General features: G+C 67.4%; 24 protein-coding genes, 1 tRNA gene and 1 riboswitch. Of the genes, 7 read left to right on the top strand and 18 right to left on the bottom strand.

Annotated features, from left to right (window positions below):
* Nucleotide 1: 1 nt before the first annotated feature.
* From ACQP1O_RS07710 to ACQP1O_RS07700, 3 genes are all read right to left on the bottom strand, one after another.
* Nucleotides 2-451: a single-stranded DNA-binding protein gene (locus ACQP1O_RS07710; protein WP_357006002.1), complete on the bottom strand. Its 450-nt coding sequence runs from the start codon at nucleotides 449-451 to the stop codon at nucleotides 2-4.
* 128 nt (nucleotides 452-579) lie between these two features.
* Nucleotides 580-1,524, bottom strand: a complete 945-nt coding sequence (locus tag ACQP1O_RS07705) for a threonine/serine dehydratase (RefSeq protein ID WP_433567610.1) — start codon at nucleotides 1,522-1,524, stop codon at nucleotides 580-582.
* An 11-nt stretch (nucleotides 1,525-1,535) separates the two neighbouring features.
* Nucleotides 1,536-3,575: a cytochrome c oxidase assembly protein gene (locus tag ACQP1O_RS07700; protein WP_433565162.1), complete on the bottom strand. Its 2,040-nt coding sequence runs from the start codon at nucleotides 3,573-3,575 to the stop codon at nucleotides 1,536-1,538.
* Between the two features lie 203 nt (nucleotides 3,576-3,778).
* On the opposite strand from ACQP1O_RS07700, the gene ACQP1O_RS07695 reads away from it, so the two are divergent.
* Nucleotides 3,779-3,852: transfer RNA gene (locus ACQP1O_RS07695), tRNA-Arg, on the top strand.
* Nucleotides 3,853-4,194: 342 nt separating this feature from the next.
* Here the strand turns inward: ACQP1O_RS07695 and ACQP1O_RS07690 are convergent.
* Together ACQP1O_RS07690 and ACQP1O_RS07685 are read right to left on the bottom strand one after the other, a co-directional pair.
* The gene (locus ACQP1O_RS07690; protein WP_433565161.1) at nucleotides 4,195-5,982 is read right to left on the bottom strand and encodes a serine/threonine-protein kinase PknD; all 1,788 of its coding nucleotides are present in this window, start codon (nucleotides 5,980-5,982) and stop codon (nucleotides 4,195-4,197) included.
* A gap of 633 nt (nucleotides 5,983-6,615) precedes the next feature.
* Nucleotides 6,616-6,891, bottom strand: coding sequence for a hypothetical protein (locus ACQP1O_RS07685; protein WP_433565160.1), 276 nt, complete (start codon nucleotides 6,889-6,891; stop codon nucleotides 6,616-6,618).
* A 236-nt stretch (nucleotides 6,892-7,127) separates the two neighbouring features.
* Here ACQP1O_RS07685 and ACQP1O_RS07680 point away from each other — a divergent pair, with 236 nt between their 5' ends.
* Nucleotides 7,128-8,051 (top strand): esterase/lipase family protein, encoded by a 924-nt coding sequence (locus ACQP1O_RS07680; RefSeq protein WP_433565159.1) that lies wholly within the window; start codon nucleotides 7,128-7,130, stop codon nucleotides 8,049-8,051.
* Between the two features lie 23 nt (nucleotides 8,052-8,074).
* Here ACQP1O_RS07680 and ACQP1O_RS07675 read toward each other — a convergent pair whose 3' ends face one another.
* Entirely contained in the window at nucleotides 8,075-8,275 is a 201-nt protein-coding gene (locus ACQP1O_RS07675; protein ID WP_433565158.1) for a hypothetical protein, read from the bottom strand.
* Nucleotides 8,276-8,359: 84 nt separating this feature from the next.
* On the opposite strand from ACQP1O_RS07675, the gene ACQP1O_RS07670 reads away from it, so the two are divergent.
* Nucleotides 8,360-8,704: a PucR family transcriptional regulator gene (locus ACQP1O_RS07670; RefSeq protein WP_433567609.1), complete on the top strand. Its 345-nt coding sequence runs from the start codon at nucleotides 8,360-8,362 to the stop codon at nucleotides 8,702-8,704.
* A gap of 112 nt (nucleotides 8,705-8,816) precedes the next feature.
* On the opposite strand, the gene ACQP1O_RS07665 is transcribed toward ACQP1O_RS07670, so the two are convergent.
* The 4 genes from ACQP1O_RS07665 to ACQP1O_RS07650 are packed head-to-tail and all read right to left on the bottom strand — an operon-like array spanning nucleotide 8,817 to nucleotide 12,391.
* Nucleotides 8,817-9,476, bottom strand: a complete 660-nt coding sequence (locus ACQP1O_RS07665) for a GAP family protein (protein WP_433565157.1) — start codon at nucleotides 9,474-9,476, stop codon at nucleotides 8,817-8,819.
* Between the two features lie 34 nt (nucleotides 9,477-9,510).
* Nucleotides 9,511-10,527, bottom strand: coding sequence for a hypothetical protein (locus ACQP1O_RS07660; protein ID WP_364620902.1), 1,017 nt, complete (start codon nucleotides 10,525-10,527; stop codon nucleotides 9,511-9,513).
* Nucleotides 10,524-11,858 carry a Dyp-type peroxidase gene (locus ACQP1O_RS07655; RefSeq protein ID WP_433565156.1) on the bottom strand — a complete coding sequence of 445 codons (1,335 nt, stop codon included), beginning with the start codon at nucleotides 11,856-11,858 and terminating at the stop codon, nucleotides 10,524-10,526. Before ACQP1O_RS07655 ends, ACQP1O_RS07660 begins: the two co-directional genes overlap by 4 nt.
* Before the next feature lie 11 nt (nucleotides 11,859-11,869).
* Nucleotides 11,870-12,391: a hypothetical protein gene (locus ACQP1O_RS07650; RefSeq protein WP_433565155.1), complete on the bottom strand. Its 522-nt coding sequence runs from the start codon at nucleotides 12,389-12,391 to the stop codon at nucleotides 11,870-11,872.
* A gap of 163 nt (nucleotides 12,392-12,554) precedes the next feature.
* On the opposite strand from ACQP1O_RS07650, the gene ACQP1O_RS07645 reads away from it, so the two are divergent.
* Nucleotides 12,555-13,568 (top strand): AraC family transcriptional regulator, encoded by a 1,014-nt coding sequence (locus ACQP1O_RS07645; RefSeq protein WP_433565154.1) that lies wholly within the window; start codon nucleotides 12,555-12,557, stop codon nucleotides 13,566-13,568.
* A 3-nt stretch (nucleotides 13,569-13,571) separates the two neighbouring features.
* Here the strand turns inward: ACQP1O_RS07645 and ACQP1O_RS07640 are convergent, their stop codons facing one another.
* From ACQP1O_RS07640 to ACQP1O_RS07620, 5 genes are all read right to left on the bottom strand, one after another.
* Complete coding sequence (locus ACQP1O_RS07640) at nucleotides 13,572-14,675, bottom strand: glycoside hydrolase family 43 protein (RefSeq protein ID WP_433565153.1); 1,104 nt, start codon at nucleotides 14,673-14,675, stop codon at nucleotides 13,572-13,574.
* A 126-nt stretch (nucleotides 14,676-14,801) separates the two neighbouring features.
* Nucleotides 14,802-15,974, bottom strand: a complete 1,173-nt coding sequence (locus tag ACQP1O_RS07635; protein ID WP_433565152.1) for a serine hydrolase domain-containing protein — start codon at nucleotides 15,972-15,974, stop codon at nucleotides 14,802-14,804.
* Nucleotides 15,975-16,067: 93 nt separating this feature from the next.
* Nucleotides 16,068-17,348 (bottom strand): RNA polymerase sigma factor, encoded by a 1,281-nt coding sequence (locus ACQP1O_RS07630; protein WP_433565151.1) that lies wholly within the window; start codon nucleotides 17,346-17,348, stop codon nucleotides 16,068-16,070.
* 11 nt (nucleotides 17,349-17,359) lie between these two features.
* Nucleotides 17,360-17,779 (bottom strand): YciI family protein, encoded by a 420-nt coding sequence (locus tag ACQP1O_RS07625; protein WP_354834523.1) that lies wholly within the window; start codon nucleotides 17,777-17,779, stop codon nucleotides 17,360-17,362.
* 122 nt (nucleotides 17,780-17,901) lie between these two features.
* A complete protein-coding gene (locus tag ACQP1O_RS07620; RefSeq protein ID WP_433565150.1) occupies nucleotides 17,902-18,513 on the bottom strand; it encodes a serine hydrolase in 612 nt (203 codons plus the stop codon).
* A 15-nt stretch (nucleotides 18,514-18,528) separates the two neighbouring features.
* On the opposite strand from ACQP1O_RS07620, the gene ACQP1O_RS07615 reads away from it, so the two are divergent.
* Nucleotides 18,529-19,899 carry a flavin-containing monooxygenase gene (locus ACQP1O_RS07615; RefSeq protein ID WP_433565149.1) on the top strand — a complete coding sequence of 457 codons (1,371 nt, stop codon included), beginning with the start codon at nucleotides 18,529-18,531 and terminating at the stop codon, nucleotides 19,897-19,899.
* A 21-nt stretch (nucleotides 19,900-19,920) separates the two neighbouring features.
* Here ACQP1O_RS07615 and ACQP1O_RS07610 read toward each other — a convergent pair whose 3' ends face one another.
* Complete coding sequence (locus tag ACQP1O_RS07610) at nucleotides 19,921-20,973, bottom strand: AraC family transcriptional regulator (RefSeq protein WP_433565148.1); 1,053 nt, start codon at nucleotides 20,971-20,973, stop codon at nucleotides 19,921-19,923.
* A 4-nt stretch (nucleotides 20,974-20,977) separates the two neighbouring features.
* Nucleotides 20,978-21,616, bottom strand: coding sequence for a TetR/AcrR family transcriptional regulator (locus ACQP1O_RS07605; protein ID WP_433565147.1), 639 nt, complete (start codon nucleotides 21,614-21,616; stop codon nucleotides 20,978-20,980).
* Nucleotides 21,617-21,698: 82 nt separating this feature from the next.
* Between ACQP1O_RS07605 and ACQP1O_RS07600 the strand changes: the two genes are divergently transcribed.
* Together ACQP1O_RS07600 and ACQP1O_RS07595 are read left to right on the top strand one after the other, a co-directional pair.
* A complete protein-coding gene (locus tag ACQP1O_RS07600) occupies nucleotides 21,699-23,120 on the top strand; it encodes an amidase (RefSeq protein WP_433565146.1) in 1,422 nt (473 codons plus the stop codon).
* A 130-nt stretch (nucleotides 23,121-23,250) separates the two neighbouring features.
* Nucleotides 23,251-23,604, top strand: coding sequence for a hypothetical protein (locus ACQP1O_RS07595; protein WP_433565145.1), 354 nt, complete (start codon nucleotides 23,251-23,253; stop codon nucleotides 23,602-23,604).
* Between the two features lie 59 nt (nucleotides 23,605-23,663).
* On the opposite strand, the gene ACQP1O_RS07590 is transcribed toward ACQP1O_RS07595, so the two are convergent.
* Entirely contained in the window at nucleotides 23,664-23,912 is a 249-nt protein-coding gene (locus ACQP1O_RS07590; RefSeq protein WP_354834508.1) for a hypothetical protein, read from the bottom strand.
* 270 nt (nucleotides 23,913-24,182) lie between these two features.
* Nucleotides 24,183-24,363, top strand: a riboswitch (M-box (ykoK) riboswitch).
* Nucleotides 24,364-24,577 lie beyond the last annotated feature (214 nt).

The raw sequence follows: 24,577 nt of genomic DNA, 5'->3' as shown, positions 1-24,577 counted from the left end.
CCTAACTGTGTGTAGTAGCGGGTTCTCCGGCAGTGTCCGCATCCACGGACGGCCGTTCCACGGGTTCGGTCCGGTCGGTTCGACCGAAGGTTTTGCGCACCACCGGGGCGGTGCAACGACCCAGGTCGGGACCCAACGCCAGGGCCCGCATCTCGAGGTCGGTGCGCTCCGCGCCATCTCGGGTGGTGTACTCGTTCGAGCGCAGCTGCCCGTACGCGATGATCGGATCACCTCGCTGCAGTGACGCCTCGACTCCTTCGATGATCCCCCGTCGCCAACAGTTTACGGTGAGGTACAGAGTGCCACCGTCCACCCAGTCCCCCGCGCCCTGATCGTAGCGGCGGGCGGTACTGGCCAGCCGGAAACTCAACAGCTGTTCACCGTTCTGCAGCGCGCGCCGCACCGGATGGGTGACGATCCGGCCGATCACCGCGGTGTTCGCCTCGTACATTGCACTCCCCCTTGTCGATTCGAGCCTGAGTCTGCCGTCGACCTCAAGGTTCCCGCGCGGGCGCGGGCCGCGACAGGACCGAATCGGCGAGTGTGGACAACTCGCGGGGTGTGGATAGGTTCGCCGCGCTACAGCGTCGCCAGGTCGGTATTGGCCCCGCACAATACGATTACCGGCCGCTCCCCCGGCGCCGGCATGTACGCGCCACTCTGGATCGCCGCCACCGCCGTCGCACCGGCCGGCTCCACCACGATGCGGAACTCGCGCCACAGATACTCGCGCGCCATCACGATGGCGTCGTCGCTGACCAGGATGGAGCGCACCGCGTAGCGCTGCGCCACCTCCATGGCGATATCGCCGATCCGGTTCGCGCCCAGGGAATCCGAGGCCACGCTGGAGACCTCGACATCCACCGGGTGCCCGGCCGCCAGTGCCGAGTGCAGGGTCGGCGCGCCCTGCGGCTCGACCCCGATCACCCGGCCGCGCAGCCCCAGCGCCGCCGCGACACCGGCGACCAGACCGCCGCCACCGACCGCGACCAGTACGGGCGGTCTACCCCGCACCTGCTCCTCGATCTCGAGCCCGACCACACCCGCGCCCGCCACGATCTCGGGCAGATCGTAGGCGTGCAGCTGCATGGCACCGCGCTCGGCGGCGAGCTGGCGGGCGTACCGATGCGCCTCGGCGTAAGTCGTTCCGTGCCACAACACTTCGGCGCCGTGCGACCACATGGCCGCCACCTTGGTGTGCGAGGCCGACTCGGGAACCACCACGGTGCACGACATTCCGCGCAACGCGCTGGCCAGTGCCGCCGCGATCCCGGCATTGCCGGCCGAGGCCAGCACCACATGGGTCGTGTCGCGGCGCGCCTGCAACAGCGCGTTGAGACAGCCGCGCACCTTGAAGGTGCCGCCGTGCTGGAGGTGTTCCAGCTTGAGGGTCACCGGGACCGGGCCGCGCGGGCCCAGGATGTCGGTGTGGAAGACGGGGGTCTTGCGGGTGTGACCGCGCAGCAGGCGGCGGGCCTGCCGCACATCGGATCGGTAGAGCCGCTTGACTTTCCGGGTCGCCATGGCGACGTCGTTCACTTGCGCACCTCTCCGTCACGCCGGGCGAGCTCGGCGAACATGGCGTTGTACGCGGTCAGGTCCGCGTCGTCGTCACGTTCGGCCTTGCGATCGAGCCGGTTCGCCAGGCGTTTGTCGCTGCGTGACCACTGGATGAGCAGCGCCAGCATCACCACCACCAGCGGCACTTCACCACTGGCCCAGGCGAGGCTACCGCCGGTGTGCTGATCGGCGAGCAGATCATGATTCCAGGACAGGCCCAAACCACGATAGAACCAGCCGCCCAGCACGGTATCCATGCTCATCAGCGCGATACCGAAGAAGGCATGGAACGGCAGTGAACCGAACACCATGCCCAGCTTGGTGAGCGGCTCCACCGGGCGCGGCTTCGGATCGATACCGATCACCACCCAGTAGAAGAGGTATCCGCTGAGCAGGAAGTGCACGTTCATCACCAGGTGCGCGCCGTGCGTGCCGACGAACTTGTCGAAGATGCCGCCCAGGTACAGCGCGTAGAAACCGGCCACGAAGAACACCGCGGCCACCACGGGCTGCGTCATGAAGCGCGACACCGGATTGTGCACGGCCGCCAGGATCCATTCGCGCGGCCCGGGCGGTGCGTCCCGACCGGCCGGTTGAATCGCCCGCAGCGCCAGCAGCACCGGACCGCCCAGCGCGAACAGGATCGGGGCCAGCATGGACAGCATCATGTGCTGGGCCATGTGCACGCTGAACATGGCCGGGGCATAGCGGCCGACACCGGAGCTGGTGGCGATCAGCAGGGTGGCGCAACCCGCGAGCCAGGCAATGGTCCGGCCGACCGGCCAGGAGTCGCCGCGCTTGCGCAGCCGCAGCACGCCCAGCACGTAGACCACGGCCAGCACGAGCGCGAGGGTCCCGAAGACGAGGTCGAAACGCCAGTCGAACAGCAGCCGCTCGATATTCGGCGGGCCGGCCAGGTTGTAGCCGATCTCCACCTCGGTCGGCGTGGGCACCGTGCGCAGGTCCGGCGGTGGGGTGCGGCCCAGGCCCACGGCCAGGCCGACCGTGGCCGCGAAGATCAGCGCCTCGACGCCCGCGAAGCGAATGAGCGCGGCGCGATCCTGCGGATCCTTTTCGAGGTCCGGGATGGCACGCTGCCGCTGCAGGAACCCCACGACGCCGAGCAGGATCAGCGCGGCGGCCTTTGCCAGCACGAGTTTGCCGTAGGTAGTACTCAGCAGATCCGACAGCGGCACCCGGACGTAGGCGTTGATCACACCGCTGATCGCGATGACCACGAACGAGACGGTCGCCACTTTCGAGAACCTGCGCACGGCGAGCGCGGTGTATTTGCCGTCCCGCAGCGCGTAGGCCAGCACCGCGAACAGGCCGCCCACCCAGAAGCAGGCCGAAACCAGGTGCAGGATCAGGCTGTTGGTGGCCAGATCGTGCGCGCCGCCCGACGAGGAGTGGCCGGTCAGGGCAACCGGCAGCAGCGACAGCACCGACAGCCACAGCAGCACCGGCGTCCAGCCCCAGCGCAGCGCCACCCGGCACCCGATGGCAAGCACCACCACCATGAACACGGTGAATCGCCACGACCCGGCCACATCGACCTTGTCCGCGGCGCGCCACACCTCCTCGGGCCGCAGCGAATCCTGTAGCGGTTGCCCGGTGGTGTCCGACAGGGTCAACGGCACCAGCAGCGCCGCCGCGACCGCCCATGCCAGGGCTGCGTTCCCGGCGCGCCGCAATGCCCGATACCCGCCCACGTCGAGCAGCCCGCTGCTCTGCGGCGGCACGAAGAACGCGGCGAACAGCAGCGACCCGACGGTCAGCGCGGCCGAGAAATCCGCGACCGCCCGCACCGCCGGCAGCCCGTAGGTGGTCAGCGGTCCCGGATCCGGAATACCCAGCAGGGTCAGCGCCTGCGCCGCGGACAACGCCACGACCAGCGCCGCCACCAGCGCGGTCGCCGCTCCACCCAGTGCCGTGATCGCCGCGAACGTCACCCCCGAACCCGACCGATTCGCCGAAACATCCGATCCTGCGGGCGGGTCCTGCACTGACGACATGGGCCCAGCGTAGTTCGGAGCGCCCGTCCAGACTCCCCTGGGGTTTCCGGTCCTCCGGTCTGCACAACCGCCCCGACGCGCCGAACAGTTGCTACGCGGCCCAGCTTTGCTGATCTGGACGCTCGCTATACTTAACGCGCTGGACACCGAGATCGATTTCGGTCAAGGTGTTTGGAGCCCGCATCACCGCCGATGCCCGCACTGCCTCCGTAGCTCAGTTGGATAGAGCAAGGGCCTTCTAATCCCTAGGTCGCAGGTTCGATTCCTGCCGGGGGCGCATCGGGTGCCTGACCAGCGTAAACGCTGTCAGGTTCACCAATACCCAGCCCGTACGAGGCGCAAACACCCAGGAACTTCGACGCCGTCGATCTGGAGGCGCAACGTGTTGAGCGACAGCGCGATCCGGACAGTGCGCCGGCTATCCGAGCACGCGAGCAGACTGCGCACTGGTCGCGAGCACTCTGCCAACCGGTTCGCCAGGCATGCAGGTCGAAAACTGCTGTCGCACTTCACCATCAGCGAATGCCACTACTGTTGCGGATCCGAGTAGATCCGCACGAGACTTGGATCAGCAGGATCCAACCCCCATGGTCTGAAATCCAAGTACGCGGAATGGGGTTCAGCCGACCGGGAGTTTTATCACCGCATCGGGGCCCAGGTCGGTGACGTATACGTTGTCCGCCGTGTCGACCGCCATACCCTGGGGATTTTTGAGCCCGGTGAACGGCAACCTGGTCGGCGTCGACGCGCCCGCCGCCAACCTCACCACCGATTCGTTACCCCAGTCGACGACGTACACGTCTCCCGCCCTGTCGACCGCCACACCCCAGGGATCTTTGAGCCCGGTGAACGGCAACGTGGTCGGCGCCGACGCGCCCGCCGCCAATTTCACCACCCGATCGGTACCCAACTCGGTGACGTATACGTTGCCCGCGGTGTCGACCGCCACACCATGGGGATCTTGGAGCCCCGTGAACGGCAGCGTCGTCGGTGTCGACGCGCCCGGCGCCAACCGCACCACCCGATCATTGGCCCGGTCGGCGACGTACACGTCTCCCGCCGTGTCGACCGCCACACCCCGGGGATCTTTGAGCCCGGTGAACGGCAACGTGGTCGGTGCCGACGCGCCCGGCGCCAACCGCACCACACGATTGTTACTCGTGTCGGTGATGTACACGTTGCCCGCCGTATCGACCGCCACACCCTGGGGATTCTTCAGGCCGGCGAACGGCAACGGGCTCGGCGTCGACGCGTCCGCCGCCAATTTCACTACCCGATCGTTGCCCATGTCGGTGACGTATACGTTGCCCGCCGCGTCGACCGCCACACCGGTGGGCAGGCTGACGCCGGTGAACGGCAGTGGAATCTGTGCCGAGTAGGCCGGGGCGATAGGAGCGGGCGAGTTGCCACCGCCGCCTGATCCTCGTTGGACGCTGATGACGACAGCTACGCCGGCCAACGCCGTAACCCCGACTGCGGCCACGAGCAGCCCCGCTGTCTTGGGCGACAATCTGATTCGCCGCCTATGGCCCGCAGCCACGCCCCCGGTGGTGCTGACCGCGGAATCGTCCATCGCGGCGCGAGCCGCTGCGGCCAGTTCGCGCGCGGTCTGGTAACGATCGTCGGGGTTTTTGGCCATTCCCTTGGCGATGACCGCATCGAACGCAGTAGGCACATCAGGTGTAGTGGTGCTGGGACGCGGGGGTGGGGTGTGCAGGTGATGGGCGATCACACCCTCTATCCCCAATGAACTCGCAAACGGCGGCCGGGCGGTCAGGCACTCGTACAGCACGCACGTCAACGCGTACACGTCCACCCGGGCATCGGCCTTGACCTCCGCGCTGATCTCCTCCGGCGCCATGTAGGCGACGGTGCCGATGGTCTCGCCGATCGCGGTCAGCGTACGGTCGTCGGCGGCGTGGGCGATCCCGAAGTCGATCAGGTAGGCGAACTCATCGGCCCCTAGCAGGATGTTGGTGGGTTTGACATCGCGGTGGACCAGCCCGGCGTCGTGGGCCGCCTGCAGCGCGCCGGCCACCTGTGTGATGATCGCCACTGCCCGCTGCGGCGACAAGGCCCCTTCTCGCGTGATCAGCTTGCGCAGGTTGGTGCCCTCGATCAACCGCATATTCAGATAGAGCCGACCGTCGATGTCGCCGAAGTCGTGGATGGGGATCACATGCGGCTCGGTCAACTGCGCGACCGCCCGGCACTCCCGGCGGAACCGCTCGCGCAGCCGCTCGTCATCGGCGTAGCGCTCGGGCAACACCTTGAGCGCCACCACCCGGTTGGTCAGCGAATCATGCGCCCGCCACACCTGGCCCATGCCGCCCTGACCGAGCAGCGACAGCAGCCGATAGCGTCCGAACGTCTCCGCTGGCCCCCAAGTGGCGTCCACGCCACCCACCGACTTGTCATCCATTGCGCCGTCCCGTGACCACCCGACTGGCAAACGGTGTACTTGCTTGCATTCCAACCCCCGCCCGCGAGCGGGTCGCCCACACTAGTTGATTTAGCCAGGCCAGACAGTCGAGAGTCGGCGCTATCGTCGGCGCGCCTTTCCCAGCCATGCTCATGCCGGCAAGTACGCGGCCGGGCACTGCCCCGCCACCGGTGCGAGTGCGCGGATCGTGCCCAGAAATCCGCCAACAAACCTGTCGCAAATTCAGCGTACCTCTGAGCCATACGACCAACTTCGTGAAGCCGACAGTCCAGCACCACACGGGCACAGCGCAATGCTCGATTCTCGATAAATGAAATCGGTTGGGGACAAGCCCTATCCGTTACAAATCAACACAAAACGGGCACACGTCGATGAACTCGACACCGCGCTCCCGCACAACGCTTTCGAGGGTAGGAACTTCTAATCCCCAGGTCGCAGGTTCAATTCCTACCGGGGGCCCATAGACGCAGGACCGTGCCCGTCGTGCACCGGATGTTGTCGGCAGCGAACTCCAATTTTTCGGCGTGACTACGACAGCGCTGACGGTTACCCTGCACCGACTTCGGGACTGATCGTCGGCGGGTCGATCGAGCTGGGCTACGTCAAGTTGGCGTCCGAGTGGAATAGGAGTTGCCAGTATTCGCTGCGGATTGCGTCCCATAGGTCGGCGAATTTGGTGAAACGTTCACGGGCCCAGCACAGGTCGTGGCAGGTGTTGTCGTCGAAGGCGGCGGTGTCGGGGGGTCGGGCGGCGTTCGTGACGGTGAGGGCCAGGATCTCGATGCTGCTGCCGATCATGCGCCATGCGGCCTGTTTTCCGCCGACGGAGGTGTAGCGGGTCCGTTGTGTGCGATGTGCGGGTGTTGCTGACATGTATCGCAATCCGAGTGGGGGTGAGCGGTGCTGTTGACTGTCCTCCTCCGGCACCGGTGCGATCAATCGGGGAGGAGTCCAACAAAGCGTCCGGAGTTTCCCCGTCGGGTTGGAGATTCCTACGGGGGTTCAGACGAACCACCGTCAACATCGAAATTCCAGAAACGCCCCTCCACCTGCGACGAATTTATAGGACTAGACTAAGAGAAAAGTTCGTTCGTTTCTTGGAGCTCTACATGGGCATGCGCGAATGCGTTGGTTCGGTCCTGGCCACCACCGCGATTGCCTTGGTACCGAACGTCGTTGCGCCCGGCACGGCCGCTGCCGCTGATTCGCTACCGGAGGCGACTTTCGAGGAGATGGTCGCCCGGGAAGTCTGGTTCGTGGTGTCCGGGCAGGATCCCGCACAGTCGCCGCCCGGCGTGAATGTGCCGTGCACGCCGTCGGCGGCGCATCCGTGGCCGGTGGTGCTCGTGCACGGCTTTCCCGCCAATCAGTACAACGGATTCGCGCATCTGGGGCCGAAGCTGGCGAATGCCGGGTACTGCGTGTACTCCCTGAATTACGGCGGGACCAATGCCTTCGACGGCGGCATCGACGGGGTGTCGGTGTCCGTGCCGCAGGTATCCGCGTTCATCGACCGCGTGCGGGCCGAGACCGGCGCCGCCGAAGTCGACCTGGTCGGGCATTCCGGTGGCGCGTTCGTGTCGCTCTACCTCGCGAAGACCGACCCGGCAGCGGCTGACCGGATCGACGCGGTCGTCGCCCTGGCACCGCCCACGAACGGAATCACCAGCGGACTTATCGGCGGCGCAACACAACTCGGGCTACGCGGGCTGGTCGCGGGCGTATGCGGGATCTGTGAGGACGTCTCCCCCGGCTCGGGGGCGATGACCCGGCTGCACGACGGCCCGATCGCCCGGACCGGCATTCGCTACACCACCATCGTGTCGGCGCACGACGCCATGGTGTCCCCGCCCGCCGCCGCGGCCATTGCCGAGGGTGGCGTCACCGACCTCGTCGTCCAGGACCAGTGCCCGGACGATCCGGTCGGGCACAGCGGCTTGGTGTACGACCCGAGCGTGGACGCGATGATTCTGAACGCGCTGGATCCGGGGCGGCCGGTGCCGGTGCAGTGCGGGAGCGGGCCGCAGTTCTGACCTGCCGATCGCGGACCTGGAGGTCACCGCAACACGGCGGTGAGGAACTCCAGCTGGTCGGTCACCGCCCGCCGCTGCCACGGGCCCTGATAGATGTCGAAGTGGTCGACGGGATACTCGCGAACACGCGCCCGCGGACCGACTTTCGCAGCGACGCGCAGGGCAGCGCTCGGTGGCGCGACACTGTCGTTCGTGCCGACCTGCACCAGGATCGGACAGGGCACGCGCCTGGCGAACGTGGTGGGCCTGAACGGGTGATCGCCACGATCGCGGTGATCCGCCGGTCCTGAGCGCCGCGTCGCTGGCCGATATCGTCCGCCCGCTGCACCCACCCCGGCTCGAACGCCGTCACCGTCTACGGGCACACCCCGCTCCCGCTGGTACTGGTCAGCGCGCCCGATGCCGCCCGCAGCCTCGCCGACGAAATCCTCGGCCCGATCCTCGAACTCGACGACGAGGACCGTGACACCCTCGATCTATGGTTCGACTGCGGCGGATCGAACACCGAGGTCGCGCAGCGCCTGAACTACCACCGCAACACCATTCACTACCGTCTCCGCAGAATCGAGACCCTCACCGGCCGTCGCTGCTCGGATCCCAGATCCGCCGCCGAACTCTACGTCGCACTCCGCGCGGTTCGGCTCGGCTCCTGAGAGTTCCGTGTCCGATAGCGTTCATCCATCCAGCGTCTCGGGCCGCCGAGCTTCCGTCGGCGGCCCGGGACGGTGGTGAAACACTGTGTGCCGCACTGAGATCAGTACCTGGTCAGAATCCGCTCACGCCCTTGGCGAAGGCGGTTGTGCCCATCACCATGAACACCACGGCGATCACCGTGTGGTTGTTCGCCTGTAGCCAGTTCTTCAGGCGCGCCAATGCACTGCGCAGTTGATTCGCCGCGACGGCGTAGCCGCCCACCGGAACAACCACCGATGCCGCGCCCAGAAGGACGAATACGGCGATGGCCGCGGCAGTGCCGGCCGGGTTCAGCCCCGAAGTGCCGATCGTGACGCCCGCCGTGATGCACAGGAGCAGGTTCTTCGGATTCAATACCGACAGCAGCAGGCCGAAGCCGGCAGCCTTGGCGACTCCGAGTTCGTCGATGGCTTTCATCCAGCCCGGTATCGAATCGTCTTTGCGGCTGCCCCACTGACGGAAGGCGATGAACAGCAGCAGGAGACCCATTGCGATCTTGATGACGGAGGCCGCAGCGGAGGGCTGGCCCGCCGAACTCATCAGCCCGGATGCTGCCGCGGCTGTCACGAGCCCGGTGACCGTCAGGATGCCCGCCACCCAGCCGAGCGCGAAGCCCGCGCTCGCCCGGCCGGCGTTGGTGGAGAGCAGCATGAGGATGGCCGCCACCACCGGAATGGGTGACAGCGCAACACCTATGGCCAGTGGCAGCAGCTCTCCGATCACAGGTCCCACCTCTGCGGCATCGGGCCGCCGTTTGCAGCCGGGGTCATTTCATCGCCGCGAGGTTGCGCCAGAAGTTGGCGAGGCTGTCGGTGCCGCCGAAGAGGGTGGTGAAATTGGTGGAGTCGGCCATCACGATGTCGCCGGCGCGTTCGACGGTGGGGGGCAGCCACAGCAACGTATTGAATTCGGTGTTGCCCGCCTCGATGAACGGGTGGGGACGGGACAGTTCGATGGGCTGACGCGCGAGCAGGCGCACCGAATCGCTTTCGGGCTCGGTCAATTCGTAGTGGGGCAGGTGCGGGTGGAAATTGAAGGTGGTGACGTCGTCGAGCAGGCGCGGGGTGTCGAGGTCACGGAAGGAGGTGAGCGGCGCGATCGAGCGAGTGCCTTCGACGACGGCGGGCCGCAAGCCGTAGACGTTGTGGACCGGGACGTTCAGGGCGGTCATCAGCGAGCGGGTGTAGGCGCCGAACCGCTGCTGGCGCGGAACCAGCGGATCACCGTGGTGCTCGAACTCGATCTGGCGCTGCTTCAGGTCGTCGGTGAAGCCGACGTCGTGGTGCGGGGCGAGGAGCAGGCAGGTGCCCTCGCGCTGCAGCCACTGCTGGATTGCGGCGATCTCCTCGGGAGCCGCTTCCTCCTGTGCGAGAAGGTGATCGAGGCCGAACACCATGAGAGTGTCGGTGTCGGCGAGGATGCGTTCGTCGATGGGCTGTTTGAATCCGGCCTGGTCGATGCGCTGGAACACCGCCACCGGATGCCCGGTCACTTCACCGGCTACCCGCTGGAAGTCGAGGGTGGAGCGGTGGAACAGTTCGAGTGTGCCAGCGATGCCCTGCAGGAAGTGCGCGGCGTCGTATTCGGGCGTCTCGTAGGCGGGCCAGGTGGCCTGGCGCACCTCGGTCATGGTGGAGAAGCGGTTGTCCAGTTCGGCCGTATCCCGTTGCGCTTCCCAGGGGTAGCTCCACGACCAGTAGATGCTGATGCGCCGCTTGCCGGGGGTGTAGGGGCGGGCGAGGTGGGCCTGGTTGTAGGTGCGGGCCGGGGTGAACGATGTCATGCTGCTGCCTCGATATCGGTGAGAGTGGTCAGGTAGCGCAGGGCGCGCAGCCCTGGCAGGAAGAAGTACGCGCCGCCTCGGACGCTGGTGAACGCCGGAATTCCGGTGATGGTCTTGCGAATCGGACGCTTCGGAATCTTGAACTCCAGGGTGCCGTCCTGGTTGCCGATGATCGGATCCCGCTCGTTGCCCAGTTCGTGGAACGACTTGTCGTTGACCCACACGTTCTGCGCGAACTCGAACTGGCGCACCAGGCTCGCGCACAGCACGAAGGCCGCGATGCCGCGGTCGGCGCCGTCGTCGGGTGTTCCCTCCGGCAGATGCGGCCCATAGGTCGCGCCGCGGCGAATCATGCGGCGGCGCTGCATGTTCACGCCCGTATCACGTGGGTTCATGCGCCGGATGTGCGACCCGAGCGGCACCGCGTAGCCGTGCGGATCCATCTGTTTGTAGTTGAAATCGTTGTTGCGGCTCATATCCGCACCCAGTTCCGGATCGTCGGCCTCCGGGGCGAGGACCAGCGGCGCGCCACTGCGCCAGCGGCCCATCAGTTTCGCCGCCACCAGCTCCTGTTCCTCGGTGGTGTCGCCGTGCTCGGCCATGAAGTCACGGAATCGACCCACATGTTCGCGCAGCCGGCGATAGGCCATGAAGGTGCCGTTGCGCGAAAGTACCTCGGGTTGCGGCAGATCCAGCGGCGGTCCACTCTCGTCGTCGTAACCGAGGATGAACTCCCCGGCCTTCAGCGGTGCGCCGCTGCCCGGCGTGGGCTCTTCCCCCGCACCTTCGATCACCGGCTGCGACAAGCGATCCCGATAGCCGAAGTGGTCGTGCGCGTAGCCGAACGGCGGTACGGCCTCCAGATCCAGCGACGACAGCACCGTGACACCCGGGCAGGCGGCGAGGAGTGCGTTGTGTTCGGCCACCCGTCGGTCGCGTTCGGCAGCGTCGCGGGCGAAGAGGATGACGATCGCGTGCAGATCGTCACCGGCGGTGCCGTCGATCCAATGGTCGGGATGGTTGGCCCCGGTATCGCCCAGGACTTCGGCCCGGGCGGCCATGCCCTGGCGGAATTCCTCGGGGAAGCTCGCCAGTGCGTCCGCCGGGACGCCCAGGGCGCGCAGTCCGGTCCAGGTGAAAGCCACAGACACCCACTGCTTGTCGGTGTCCACCGACTCCTGCAAGTCGGCGACGGAGGGCACACGGTCGGCCATGGCGGCGAGCCATGCGCGCGCACCGGCCGCGTCGGTGAAGGACAGGAACTCGTAGCGTCCGGTCAGCGCCGGCACCCGGGTCAGCAGGATGTGCTGGATATCGTCGAATTCGAGCATCGCGACCCCCGCTACTGCATCTCGTCGAGCATGTCGGAGAACGCCGCTTTGAGCCGCAGGGCCTTCTTGACCTCGTCGGAGGTCACATACGGGTATTCGCCGTACTCGAGGAAGCTCGGGAACTGGTGCTTGCGGAAGAATTCGATGGCGGCGGCCCGATTGGTGCGCCAATCCTCGGGGAAGCCTTCGAGATTCACGAAGGCGGTGGTGATGCCCGTGGACAGGAACAGGTCGAGCGCGTCCTCGAGGTACTTGTCGAAGTCGGTGTCGAAGATGCCCTGATACTGGAAGGTCAGGCCATCGCCGATATCGAACAGCACCCAGCGCAGGTAGTGCAGCCGCAGTGTCGCAAGCACATTCGGGTCCTGTTCGACCGCGGCCTGGATGACCTTGCCATGTTCGCGGATCGCCGCCTCATGGCCCGGTTTCACCTTCGCGACGATGGAGAACCCATAGTTAGCTGGAGTACGCGGATAGACCGGCCCGTACCGGCCCTGTTCGTACTCAAAGTATCCCGTCTCGGGAATAGCCATCGCTGCTGGCCTGGACCAATTCTCGTTGCTTGTGGCCACGTTGTCGTCCCTTCCTTCGGTCTGGCTTCGGTAGCTGGAACGAAACCCACTGTATGCAGCGCAGGGACCCCTCGCTTATCATTACGGGACAGACTGCTGATCATTTCGGGACGTCGGAGAACCGGTGAAACCATTGGCGCGCTATGCGGCTCTGAACGAATACGTGGAGCTGTGCCGATCGCTGGGCATCGACCCGGTGGGGCTGTTGCGCGCGTCCGGCCTGGACCCGGCCGGTCTGAGCCTGCAGGACCGCTGGGTGCCCGCCGCCGCGATCGCCGAGCTGCTCGAGCACTCGTCCGTCGCGACGAACTGCGCGGATTTCGGGCTGCGCCTGGCCGAGCGCCGCCGCTTCGCCAATCTGGGTCCGCTGAGCCTGGTGGTCCGCGAGGAGCCCGACGTGCGCAGCGCTCTGACCGTGATGTCGCGGCACGAGGACATGTACAACGAGGCGCTGCACACCCGCCTCACCGAACAGAACGGCCTCGCCACCATCCGGCTGACCCTCGATATCGGGCAGCCCGGCGACACCCGCCAATCCGTCGAACTCGCGATCGGCGTGCTGCACGGCCTGCTCGCCGGCTTCCTCGGCGCCCCGTGGCAGCCGGTGGAGGTCCGCTTCACCCACCCCGCGCCGCCCGATCTGCGCGCCCATCACCGGGTCTTCGGACCGCAGGTGACCTTCGAACAGGACTTCAACGGAATTCTCACCTACACAAGCGATCTCGACGCACCCAATGCGATGGCGGATCCACAGCTGCGCGCCTACACCCAGCGGCTGCTGGACCCCGTCCACCCGGTCCGTCCCGCGACCACCGCCGACCGCGTCCGCGAGCTCATCGAACTGCTACTCCCCACCGGCCGCTGTTCTGTGGAGCAGGTGGCCCGCAGTCTGGGCGTCGACCGCCGCACCGTCCACCGCCGCCTCGCCGCCGAAGGCGAGACCTTCAGCTCGCTACTGGATTCGACCCGCGCCGAATTGGCCCGCCACATGGTCGCCAACCCGCGCCGCTCCCTGACCGAGACCGCCGAACTCCTCGGCTTCTCCGCCGCCGGAAACTTCTCCCGGTGGTTCCGCAAACAGCACGGCTGCAGCCCCGCACAGTGGCGCCGCGCCCGGGCATCGGCCGAGGCGACCTGACCTTCAGCGCCGCGGCTCGGGTGTCACCGGGGTTCCCGGGGCCTTGCGGTCCTCGCCGTCGATCACGATGGGGGCGTCGGGGCCGAAGGCCATGCCGAATTGGGGGCGGCCGTCTGCGGCGAAGTACATGGGTTGAACGCGGATGCTGCGGCCGGGCCAGCCGGTGCCGGGTTCGAGGCGGGCGTGGTAGGTGATCCAGGGGCGGCCGTCGATGGTGAGGAATCCGTTGTGGCCGGGGGCGATGGCGCCGGGACCGCCGGGGAGTACGGGGCCGCCCGATTTGGTCCAGGCGTCGGGGTCCATGGGGTCGCCGCCGCGCGCCAGTTCGAGGAGGCCGAGGCAGTAGGTGTCGTCGAAACTGGCATTGGCGGAGAAGGTTGCGAAGAGGCGGCCGTCGGGTGCGATGAGGGGTTGCGGGGCCTCGTTGATGAGGAGATCCGCGTCGTTGGGGACGGTTTCCCAGGCGGCGGTGGGTGTTGCGATGCTGACGCGGTCGCCGATCGGCGTCATGGGATCCGACATGCGGACCACGCAAATGTCTTGTACGCGTGTGTCATCGGGATCGCGCAGGCACGACCAGAAGAAATAGCCGGCGCCCGCGTACTGCTGATAGGTGCCGTCGATGGCCCAGCCGCCGGGCAGGTTCAGGGGTCCGAGGTATTCGTAGGGGCCGGTCGGGTCGTTTCCGGTGGAGCGCAGCGCGTACATCCGATGGGTCTCGTTGCGGTCGTCCTCCTGCCCCGCAAAGTAGATCCACCACCGGTCGCCGATGTGCACGAGTTCCGGAGCCCAGATCTTGGTGCAGGCGGGGGCGGGGCAGTCGGGGTGCTCCCACACCACCTTCGGCTCGCTCTCCTCCAGTCCCCCGAGCGTGTCCGAACTGCGGATCACGATGTTGTCGTCGTTGTAGAAGTCCCCCTGCACCAGGTGGAATCGGCCCTGGTAGTAGGTCATGCTCGGGTCGGCCCCGGCGGCCAGCACCGGATTGGTGAATTCCTCGCTGTGCGAGCCGGTTGCCGAGGCCTTCGGTGTATTGCCCGCTGCGACCATCGTTCCGACGCCCACTGTCAGAACACCGACCAGTCCGACGGCTCTTCGCCAAACCACCAGCACCACCTCCGGCAAACGTCGAGAATCCAGTCTCGACGCCGTCGTGGGCGAGTTCAATCACAAACGGAAAGCCGCAGGACCGCGCAGCGATTCGCTGGGACTCCACAACGATCGGCTGCGTCGCTACCGGCTCCCGGCGCACAGCGCGTGCTCGATCAGGGCGCTGCCCACGTTCTCCTGCTCGAGGACGTGTTCCGCGGTGTCGCCGCGGGCCTCGGACATGGACACCACCGCGCTTCGCGTGCCGTCCTCGGTGACGCCGTTGAGGGTGATGTAGCCGCCGTCCCCGCCCTCGTGACTCCAGTAGGTTCCTCCGCAGCTGAGGGGGCGTTCGGCCAGACCGAGCCCGTATCGGCCACCGGGCCACATCTGCTGGAGCTCCGCACTCACCGGGACGGTCTGCTTCATCTCCGTGAGCTGCCGGGCCGGGAGCAGCCGGCCGCCGAGCAGCGCGCGAAAGAAGCTGTTCTCGTCCCGGGTGGTAGTGGCCCACGAAAGGGTCTCGTGCTCAACGGGTATCTGATCGGTGACATCCACCTCGGCGCCGGGACCGAAGAATTGGTAGGCCCGGGCGTGCGGCTCGGGCAGCGTGGGCGAGGCGCCGGTCCACCGGGTCTGGTCGAGCCCGAGCGGGCCGAGGATGCGGGCTTCGATTTCCTGGTGGGCGGGTCGACCGGTGGCTTGCTGAATGATCATGCCGAGCAGGACATATCCGGTATTGGAGTACTGCCAGCCCTGCCCGGGCGGGAAGTCCGGCGCCTGGGCCATGGCACGGGCCACCAGCTCCTCGGGACTGTAGAGGTCGTAACGCTGCTGGTAGTACTCCTCCGGCGTGGTGTATCCGGGTAGGTCGTCGTGAATACCGCTGGTGTGCTGGAGCAGGTGGCGAATGGTGATCCGGCTGCCGTTGTTGCCGTTGCCCTGCACGACTCCCGGCAGCCAGCGGTCGACCGTGTCGTCGAGAGTCAGCGTGTGCTCGGCCTCCAGTTGGAGGACCACGGTGGCGACCAGGGTCTTGGCGGTGCTGGCCATGCGGAAGTAGCCGTCGGAGGGGACCGGAAGGCCGGTGTTCAGGTCGGCGGTGCCGCCGGTGGCGACCGATTGCCCACCGTCGGGCGCGATGACGCGGGCCTGCACTCCGCTGACACCGAGGGCGTGGATCGCTTCGGTGTCCTGGCGCAACTGTTCAGCGAGCGAGGGACCGGCGGGCTGGGCGACCGCGGAGGCCATCTCGGCGACGAGCAACGCGGCGGCACAGAGGGCAACCGAAAGGCGCCCGCGCAGAGTCGAAGTCATGGCTGAACGCTAGTTTCGCCACCGCCCCGGCGTAATCCGGCACATCCCCAGAATCGGAATGGGGGAAATCCCCGAGCCCGACCCGAGGAGCTGTCAATCCAGTTCGGCGAGTTTGGCTTCGAGCAGAGTGCGCTCCTGGTCGTTGCCGCACAGGACGATGGCCAGGTCGAATTCGGTTCGGGCTTCGGCTGTCCGGCCCAGTCTGGCGAGCAGTTCCCCGCGGACGCTCGGGAGCAGGTGGGAATTCGGGAGGGCCGCAGCCGATCTGAGGTCGTCGACGATGGCGAGGGCAGGGGCGGGACCCTCGGCCATGGAGACGGCGACGGCCCGGTTGAGGTCGATGATCGGGGACGGCGAGAGCCGGGCCAGGGCTTCGTAGAGCAGGACGATGCGGGGCCAGTCGGTGGCCTCGACGGAGTCGGCTACGGCGTGACATTCGGCTATCGCGGCCTGCAGACCGTAGGCGCCGAGGCCGCGGCCGATGCGGGCCGCCTGGTCGAGGGCGGCGCGGCCGCGGCGGATGGCCGCCCGGTCCCAGCGCATTCGGTTCTGGTGTTCGAGCAGGATCGGCCGGCCGGTGGCGTCGGTGCGGGCGGGGAAGCGAGCGGCAGTCAGTTCCAGCAGGGCCAGCAAACCATGGACCTCGGGTTCCTCGGGGACGAGGCGGGCCAGGACCCGGGCGAGGCGCTGGGCTTCGGCGGCGAGGTCGAGGCGGATCAGGTGTGCGCCGGAAGTGGCCGAGGAGCCTTCGGTGAAGATCACGTAGACCACGTTCAGGACCGAACCGAGCCGGGCGGCGCGTTCGTCGGCCGGGGGGATGGCGAACGGAACCTGCGCCGCCGCAAGGGTTTTCTTGGCGCGGGTGATGCGGGCCTGCACCGTCGCGGTGGGCACCAGGAAGGCCTTGGCGATCTCGTCGCTGGTCAGGCCGCCGACCACGCGCAGGGTCAGCGCCACCTGTGCCTCGCGGGACAGCACCGGATGGCACGACACGAACATGAGCGCGAGCACGTCGTCGTCGATCTGATCGGGATCCCAGAGCGGTTCCGCCCCTGGCGTTTCCGCAGGTGTCCCGCCGGTGGCGACCCCGCCCTCGCCCAGGTCGCGGGCGAGGGCGCGGTACCGGTCGTCACGGGTGGCGCGGCGGCGGAAGGCGTCGATGGCGCGACGCCGGCCGACGGTGAGCAGCCAGCCCGCGGGATTGCGTGGCACGCCGTCGCGCGGCCAGGTCACCAGCGCCTCGGCCAGCGCCTCCTGGGCGAGGTCTTCGGCCAGGGTGAAGTCGCCGGTGTAGCGGGCCAGGGCGCCCACGATGCGCGCGGATTCGATGCGCCACACCGCGGCGACGGCGTCACGACCGGTGGGGTCGGCCATGGCTCAGCGGCTCACAGTTGCCCGGTGGCCTCGCGCCAGGCGCGTTCCTTCTGGATCCACTCGTTGTCCTGCGGGAATTCGTCGATGGTGGTGACGCGCCGGATCTCGGTCTTGAATCCGGGACCGAACGACGGCGCTCGCCTGGCCCATTCGACGGCCTCCTCCTTGGAGGCCACGTTCAGGATGTAGAAGCCGCCGAACAGCTCCTTGGTCTCGCCGTAGGGTCCGTCGGTGACCAGCGGCGGCTCCGACGAGAAGTCCACCACCACACCCTCTTCCGCACTGTCGAGACCCTCGGCGGCGAGCAGGACCCCGGCCCGGATCAGCTCGTCGTTGAAGCGCCCGACGGATTCGAGCACCTTCTCGAAATCGGCCTCGGCCATGGCCGCATTGCCCTCGTCGCCGGCGCGCCAGATCAGCATGTATTTCACGGGATCATTCCTCCTTGTCGCGGGTCGCTGTCCGACCCTCTCACACGAAGGTCGAACGACCTCCCCGACAGATCGACAACGGCCGCGAAAAAAGATCGGCAGGGCCCGATCGCCACCAGTGGTCAGCGACAACCGCCGAGCTGTCGGAGTACCGCCCGGTAGAGGGTGTGCCATTCCGCATTGCCCTGGCCGGCGAAGTCCCCCGCACCATTGAACTGAACGGTATGTGCGAGGCGCACGCCCGTCAGGCATCCCGCCGGGCTGACGGTAATGTACTGCCCCTGGAAACCATTGGCCTGGAAGCCGTCCGGGGTCGCCCCACTCCACCACTGGTAGCCGTAGCCGCCCGGTTCGGTGTCACCCGAGTCCGTGGCGGGCAGCAGCGTGGTGGTGGCGGTGGTGACCCACTCCCCCGATACGATCCGGCGGCCGTCGGGAGTGCTGCCCCCGTTCCGCATGAGTTCCCCGAAGCGCGCGAAATCCCGTGGCCGGGCGAACAGTTCCTCCGAGGCGACGGCGGCCCCGGTGCGGTCGGTCATGATGTCCGCGGACGCCTCCATCCCGGCGGGCTGCCACAGCTGCTGGGAAAGAAGCTCATCGAACGGCCGGCCGTAGACCTTCTCCAGCAGTGCGCCGATCCGGTCGCCGGTTGTCCGGTTTCCCCACCCTTTTGGCCGGATCGGCCCTCCTGGATCCGCGGCCCGGGCGGGTTGAATCCCCTCATTCTTCGGCACGCGAATGGAGAGTCCATGGCAGACAAGGAAACTCGACCGGCACAGCGGCGAGTCTGCATCGTCGGCGCCGGTCCCGCCGGGCTGTCCGCGGCGCGGGCCCTGAAGCGGCTGGGCATCGCCTATGACCAGTTCGAACGGCATTCCGATGTGGGCGGCATCTGGGATCTCGACAACCCGGGTTCACCGATGTACGAATCCGCGCACTTCATTTCGTCGCGGAAGACCTCGGGATTCTTCGACTTCCCCATGCCCGACGCCTATCCCGACTACCCGGGCAATCGGCAGATCCTCGAATACACACGGGCTTTCGCGGATGCCTACGGGTTGCGCGAGACCGTCCGGTTCGACACCGAGGTCGCCGATGTCGAGAGGGACGGCGGCGACTGGCTGGTGACCCTCGCGGACGGCACGCAATATCGCTACCGGGCCGTCATCTGCGCCACCGGCGTCACCTGGGCGCCCCGCCGACCCCGGCATCCGGGCGAATTCGCCGGCGAGATCCGGCACTCCTCGGAGTACCGCAGCCCGCTGGAGTTCCGCGGCAAGCGAGTGCTCATCGTCGGGCTGGGCAACTCGGGGGCCGATATCGCGTGTGATGCCGCGGCCAATGCGGCCGCCGCGTTCGTCAGCATCCGGCGCGGCTATCACGTGATTCCCAAACACGTCCTCGGGATCCCGAGCGATGAGCTCGCCGATACCGGGCCGCAGCTGCCGCTCTGGCTGGAGCGGCCGTTCTTCCGCGCGTTGCTCCGGCTCGTTCAGGGCGATCTCACCAAATACGGCCTGCCCGAGCCGGATCACAAGCTGTTCGAATCGCATCCGCTGCTCAACAGTCAGCTCGTCCACTACCTCCAGCACGGCGATGTGGCGATCCGGCCGGATATCGCGAGCCTGGACGGCGATCGGGTCCGGTTCGCCGACGGCAGCAGCGAAGAAGTCGACCTGGTTCTCTACGCCACCGGCTACGACTGGGCGATCCCCTATGCCGAACGGCATTTCACCTGGAGCGAAGGACGACCGGACCTGTATCTGTCCGCGTTCAACCGCGAGCATCGAAATCTGTTCGGACTGGGCTATCTCGAGGTCAATTCGAGCGCCTACACCCTGTTCGATCACATCAGCAATGTGCTGGCGCAGTACCTGCACGATCAGGACCATGCCCCAGCGCGGGCGGCGGCATTCGACCGCTTGATCGCCACCGATCATCCGAAGCTCAACGGTGGCATCAACTTCCTGCCCACCGCACGCCACCGCGCCTACGTCGACGCCCGCGCGTATCACCGCTATCTGGGCAGCCTGCGCAAACGCCTGGGCTGGCAGACTCTCACCCCGGGCATGTTCGATGCGGTCGGGTCCGCCCGCGATGTCCGGCAGGTGCAGGCCTGAGCACGCGGCACGGCGCCGGGCTCACTCCGGTTCTTGCCGTGCGGAACTCGGCGGATGCCCCGTCCAGCGGATATACGCGCGACGGAATTCCCGGACATCGCTATAGCCGACTTCGCGAGCAACCACGCCGACCGGCAGATCGGATCGGCGGAGCAGGAAGATCGCGCGCCGCTCCCGGACCCGGTCCCGGACCGTACTGAAACTCGCACCGGCGGCGGCGAGCTGGCGGCGCAGGGTGCGCTCGGTGACATGCAGGTGGGTGGCGACCTCGGCCATGGTCGGCGGATGGCGGAGGTCGCGCTCGAGCACCGCCTCGACGGCCACCACGATGTCCGGGGCCGGATGGCCGGCATCCAGCAGCCGCCGGCAGGCCTCGATGGCGATGGTCCGGGTCGGCGCACTGTGGGTTGGCAGCGGAAGCTCCAGTGCGGCAACCGGAATGACCGCGCGGTTGGCTCCGGCGGAGAAGTCCACCGGGCAGCGCAGGAAGCGGCGGTACTCGGCGGCATACGGCGGGGGTGGGTAGGCGAGTTCCACCCGAGTCGGCGACCAGCCCGGGCCGAGCACCGAGCGCATCAGAATCAGCACACTGCACAGGACTTCCTCGCACAGGAAGGCGAGCAGCCGGGGTTCGGGCCGGCGCTCGTGCAGCCGCAGCGCGATCTCCTGGCCGGAGCGCTCGACGTCCACATCCATCAGCGTGCCCGATGCCTGGTGCAGATCGATCCCGACCGACAGCGCCTCGCCGACGGTGGCGCACGAGCGCATGGCGACCCCCAGCATCCCCATCGACAGCAGGCTGTCGCGCATGCCCACCCGCATGCCGAGCGGCCGGCCGGGCAGCGCCTCCACCGCGCGGCGCAGGACGGTCGCGGCATCCTGGAACGACACCTTCACCGAATCCACCGCGACCAGGCCGTCCGGATCCAAACCTGTTCCCGCGAACCATGATTCGACGTCACAGCCGTCACGCCGGCCGATCTCGGCGACCCCGGTCAGGACGGCGGGCGGAATGATCGGCAGGTCCAGCCGGGCGTCCACACGGTCCCGGTGCCGCACGGCGGGGTCGGTCACAGCGCTACTCCTGCGGTGCCGGCCGCCGCCTGAGTTGCAGGGCCAGCTCGACATGCCCGCTGTCGAGCAGGAATCCGAGGAACATCGCACGGAAGGCCGCGTGCACGGTGTCGGGCGGCAGCGCACCCGGCGAAGACATCTCGTGCAGGGCGAGCCCGTGCGCCAGCGCCGTGAAGGCAGGCGCCATGGCATCCGGATCCGGGGCCCCGGCCGCCCGCGCGCCCGCGGCGGCGGCCCGGCGCGCGGCGGTCAGCGCACGGGTGACCGCGTCACGGGATTCCGGGCGACGCGCCGCATGCAGGTAGGCCTCGAACAGCGCGAGGGTTTCCGGTGTGCGCGGCGTGGCGGCGGCGGTGAAGGCGGCCGCGATCTCGTCGGGTGAACCGTGCGCCTCGGCGAGCGACTCCGCGATCGCGATCTGGGTGTCGGCATCCTCTTCGGTGTAGACGCGCAGCGCCTCCTCGGTCAGCGCGTCGATCGAGTCGAAGAAGTAGCCGACGGTGGTCAGCGGCAGCCCGGCCTTCTCGGTGACCGCGCGATGGGTCACCCCGGCCACGCCGACCTCGGCCGCCACCTCGACTGCGGCTTTGAGCAGGGCTGCTCGCCGAGCCAGGGCGCTCGGGCGATGGCGACGTTCGGTCACGCCGCCCACCCTAGTCGCTCTCTGTAATTCCTTACAGATTTACCCTGGGCAAAGTCTGTAAGTTCTTCTAGGCTTGCTCGGCATGACGCCCCTCCACGCCTTTCGCGACGATGCCCTCGGCGAACACGACGCGGTAGCCCTCGCCGATCTGGTCCGCGCCGGCGAGGTGAGCCCGCAGGAGCTCGCCGCAGCCGCCGTCGACCGGGCCCGCGCGGTCGACCCCGAGCTGCACGCGGTCGCCTGCCCGCTCTACGACTCCCCGCGCTACGCCACCCGGCCCGGCGGCGCGCTGTACGGAGTGCCGACGTTCGTGAAGGACAACACCGATGTCGCGGGCCTGCCGACGAACCATGGCAGCGAAGCCTTCCGGGCCCGGCCCGCCGCCAAGGACGGGGCCTACACCCGCCAGTTCCTCGGCACCGGACTCACCCTGATCGGCAAGTCGCGACTGCCGGAGTTCGGCTTCAACGCCTCCACCGAGTACATGACCGAGCCGGCCGCGCGGAACCCGTGGAGCCTGGCCCATTCGATCGGCGCGTCGTCCGGCGGATCGGCCGCGCTCGTCGCCGCCGGTGTCGTCCCGATCGCGCACGCGAACGATGGCGGCGGATCCATTCGCATTCCGGCCGCGTGCGGCGGACTGGTCGGGCTCAAGCCGAGCCGCGGCCGGCACGTGGATGGTGAACAGGTGAAACATCTTCCCGTTCACATGATTTCCGAGGGCGTGGTCACACGCACTGTCCGCGATACCGCGGCGTTCGTGGCCGCCGCCGAGGATGTGTGGCGCAATCCGAGACTCGCACCGGTCGGGGCGGTGCACGGCCCGGCCCAGCGCCGACTGCGGGTGGGGCTGATCATGCGCAGCGTGACCGGCGCCGAGGTCGACGTGCCCACCCGGACGGCGGTCGAGCACACCGCGAGTCTGCTGGAGCGGGCCGGTCACATCGTGGAACCGATCACGCTGCCGGTCACCGCGCAGTTCGCGGCCGACTTCGTGCAGTACTGGGCGCTACTCGCCGATCTCGCGGTCAGCACCGGGAAGATCATCCTGGACCGGTCCTTCGACGCCGCCAAGGCCGACGGCCTCACCCGCGGCCTGCGGGACCATCATCGCCGCACCTTCCACCGCACCCCGGGTGCGCTGCGGCGACTACGCCGGGTGCCGGCCGCCTACGCCCGGATGTTCGCGCGGCACGAAGTGGTCGTCTCGCCGGTCCTCTCGCACACCACGCCGGAACTCGGATTCGTCTCGCCGACGGTTCCGTTCCCCGAATTGATCGAGCGGCTCACCGGTTATGTGGGCTATACACCGTTGAACAATGTCGCCGGAACCCCCGCTATATCGCTGCCCATGGGCCGAACCAGCGCGGGACTGCCGGTCGGCGTGCAACTCTCCGGTGCACACGGCGACGAGCGAACCCTTATCGAACTGGCGTATCTCCTCGAATCCGAACAGCCTTTCCCGCGTATCCACATCCCGACGGAGGGTCAATTGCTGGGATGATTCCCGGAATGACGCCTGAGAATCGGGCATTCTCTCCGAAATTTCAGGACATTACTCGCACGTAGCCACAACACCGGGTGCATTCTGGACTACAGGCAAGGAGTTTTCTCGGTTCGAGGGAGGTAGGGACATGGTCAGGGTGACGGCGGTCAAACCGAACGGAGAACACTGGCATCCGCATCCCGGTGACGCCATCGAGGACCCGGGCGAAGGCCCAGCTCTGGTGCTGTGCCTGCTCGGCATCGCATGCCTCGGCATGACACTCACGGCCGCTGCGTCCGGCTACCACGGCTGGGCGATACTGGGCGCGATCGCGACCGCGGTGCTCATCGTCTCGGGTTTGCTGATGATCCGCTTCGAATACTTCCGCGAATTCAAACGGGAGCAGCGTGGCGGGCGGCACGGGCACAACCCTCTGGTCCGTGGAGCGTGGCGTCCGCGGCAGGTCAGTTCGTGGCAGGCGCGGCGTGGAATCCAGTCGTGACCGGTCACCCGGCCACGATCCGGGACTGAACTACTGAACTACTGAACCGAAACGATCGGCTAGTCGGAGGTGACGGAAAGTAGGCCGAATCGGTTGACAGCGGCGTGATTGTGGCCGTCGGCGCTCGTGATGACCACCTCGGCAGGATTGATCAGGGCAATGCAGCAGAAGAGCCCGTCGTCCTGCTGAATGCCGAGCGACAGGAACCGATGATTGTTGGCCCGCTGCCATTCGTCGAGGGCGGCGTAGAGCCCTCGCATGGTAGCGCTTTCGAAGTAGACGACATTGTGCTTGTTGAGTTCGGACACCGACCGATCATGCACCGGCCGTCATCAGCGCTGCCCGCAGATCGATGCGATCGTCGAGGCCGGACAGGTCGCGCCCGGCCCCTTCAACCCGGTGGCCTCGCCCTGGCCGATACCCTTCGCGAGGCCACCGTCGGATGCCATGACGGACCGGGCAGCCATGAATGTTGCCACAGGGTATCTGCGGTCGGACCGGGTTGGGGCACAAGGGATTACGAGGAACCGACCGGCCCGGATTTGACAAGCGGTACGACCGGGCCCACCATTGCCCAGTCAGCACCTCGCTAGGCGAGGCTCCTGTACGAACACAGGCCACTGATCCGACGACGTCGAGAGACGCCCAGGGTTAGGACAGATCACCCCGGATTAAGGGGTGATCCGAAGTGGCTTCCCCGGGCCGCGAGCCCTCCGGATACGTCGTGCAGTGCCGAAGCTCTGACGAGAGGGGTGCAGGGTCCACGCCGTCGCGCGGGGCCCGGATCCCTCTTGCCGTGCGCGATGCGATACCCGATGTAGCGACGTCCACGTACGTCCCGGCGGCAAGGAGGTGAGGGACGAACAATGAGTTCCGGCGATAGTCCGTATCCGAGTACGGATTTCACTCTCCTGACGTCCCCGGCTTGCCGCATTCCGGTCACCGGCTGACCCGTTTCCCGCACAGGCGTTCC

Origin of the sequence: Nocardia sp. CA-151230, from assembly GCF_050942175.1 — a bacterium.
In the GTDB taxonomy this organism is placed as follows: Bacteria; Actinomycetota; Actinomycetes; order Mycobacteriales; family Mycobacteriaceae; genus Nocardia.
This window is presented reverse-complemented; position numbering and strand designations above follow the sequence as displayed.

Excerpts from the sequence above, each read along its gene's own strand:
- ACQP1O_RS07710 (WP_357006002.1), bottom strand. The coding sequence starts at position 451 with ATGTACGAGGCGAACACCGCGGTGATCGGCCGGATCGTCACCCATCCG.
- ACQP1O_RS07705 (WP_433567610.1), bottom strand. The coding sequence starts at position 1,524 with ATGGCGACCCGGAAAGTCAAGCGGCTCTACCGATCCGATGTGCGGCAG.
- ACQP1O_RS07700 (WP_433565162.1), bottom strand. The coding sequence starts at position 3,575 with ATGTCGTCAGTGCAGGACCCGCCCGCAGGATCGGATGTTTCGGCGAAT.
- ACQP1O_RS07685 (WP_433565160.1), bottom strand. The coding sequence starts at position 6,891 with ATGTCAGCAACACCCGCACATCGCACACAACGGACCCGCTACACCTCC.
- ACQP1O_RS07680 (WP_433565159.1), top strand. The coding sequence starts at position 7,128 with ATGGGCATGCGCGAATGCGTTGGTTCGGTCCTGGCCACCACCGCGATT.
- ACQP1O_RS07660 (WP_364620902.1), bottom strand. The coding sequence starts at position 10,527 with ATGACATCGTTCACCCCGGCCCGCACCTACAACCAGGCCCACCTCGCC.
- ACQP1O_RS07655 (WP_433565156.1), bottom strand. The coding sequence starts at position 11,858 with ATGCTCGAATTCGACGATATCCAGCACATCCTGCTGACCCGGGTGCCG.
- ACQP1O_RS07650 (WP_433565155.1), bottom strand. The coding sequence starts at position 12,391 with ATGGCTATTCCCGAGACGGGATACTTTGAGTACGAACAGGGCCGGTAC.
- ACQP1O_RS07635 (WP_433565152.1), bottom strand. The coding sequence starts at position 15,974 with ATGACTTCGACTCTGCGCGGGCGCCTTTCGGTTGCCCTCTGTGCCGCC.
- ACQP1O_RS07630 (WP_433565151.1), bottom strand. The coding sequence starts at position 17,348 with ATGGCCGACCCCACCGGTCGTGACGCCGTCGCCGCGGTGTGGCGCATC.
- ACQP1O_RS07615 (WP_433565149.1), top strand. The coding sequence starts at position 18,529 with ATGGCAGACAAGGAAACTCGACCGGCACAGCGGCGAGTCTGCATCGTC.
- ACQP1O_RS07600 (WP_433565146.1), top strand. The coding sequence starts at position 21,699 with ATGACGCCCCTCCACGCCTTTCGCGACGATGCCCTCGGCGAACACGAC.
- ACQP1O_RS07595 (WP_433565145.1), top strand. The coding sequence starts at position 23,251 with ATGGTCAGGGTGACGGCGGTCAAACCGAACGGAGAACACTGGCATCCG.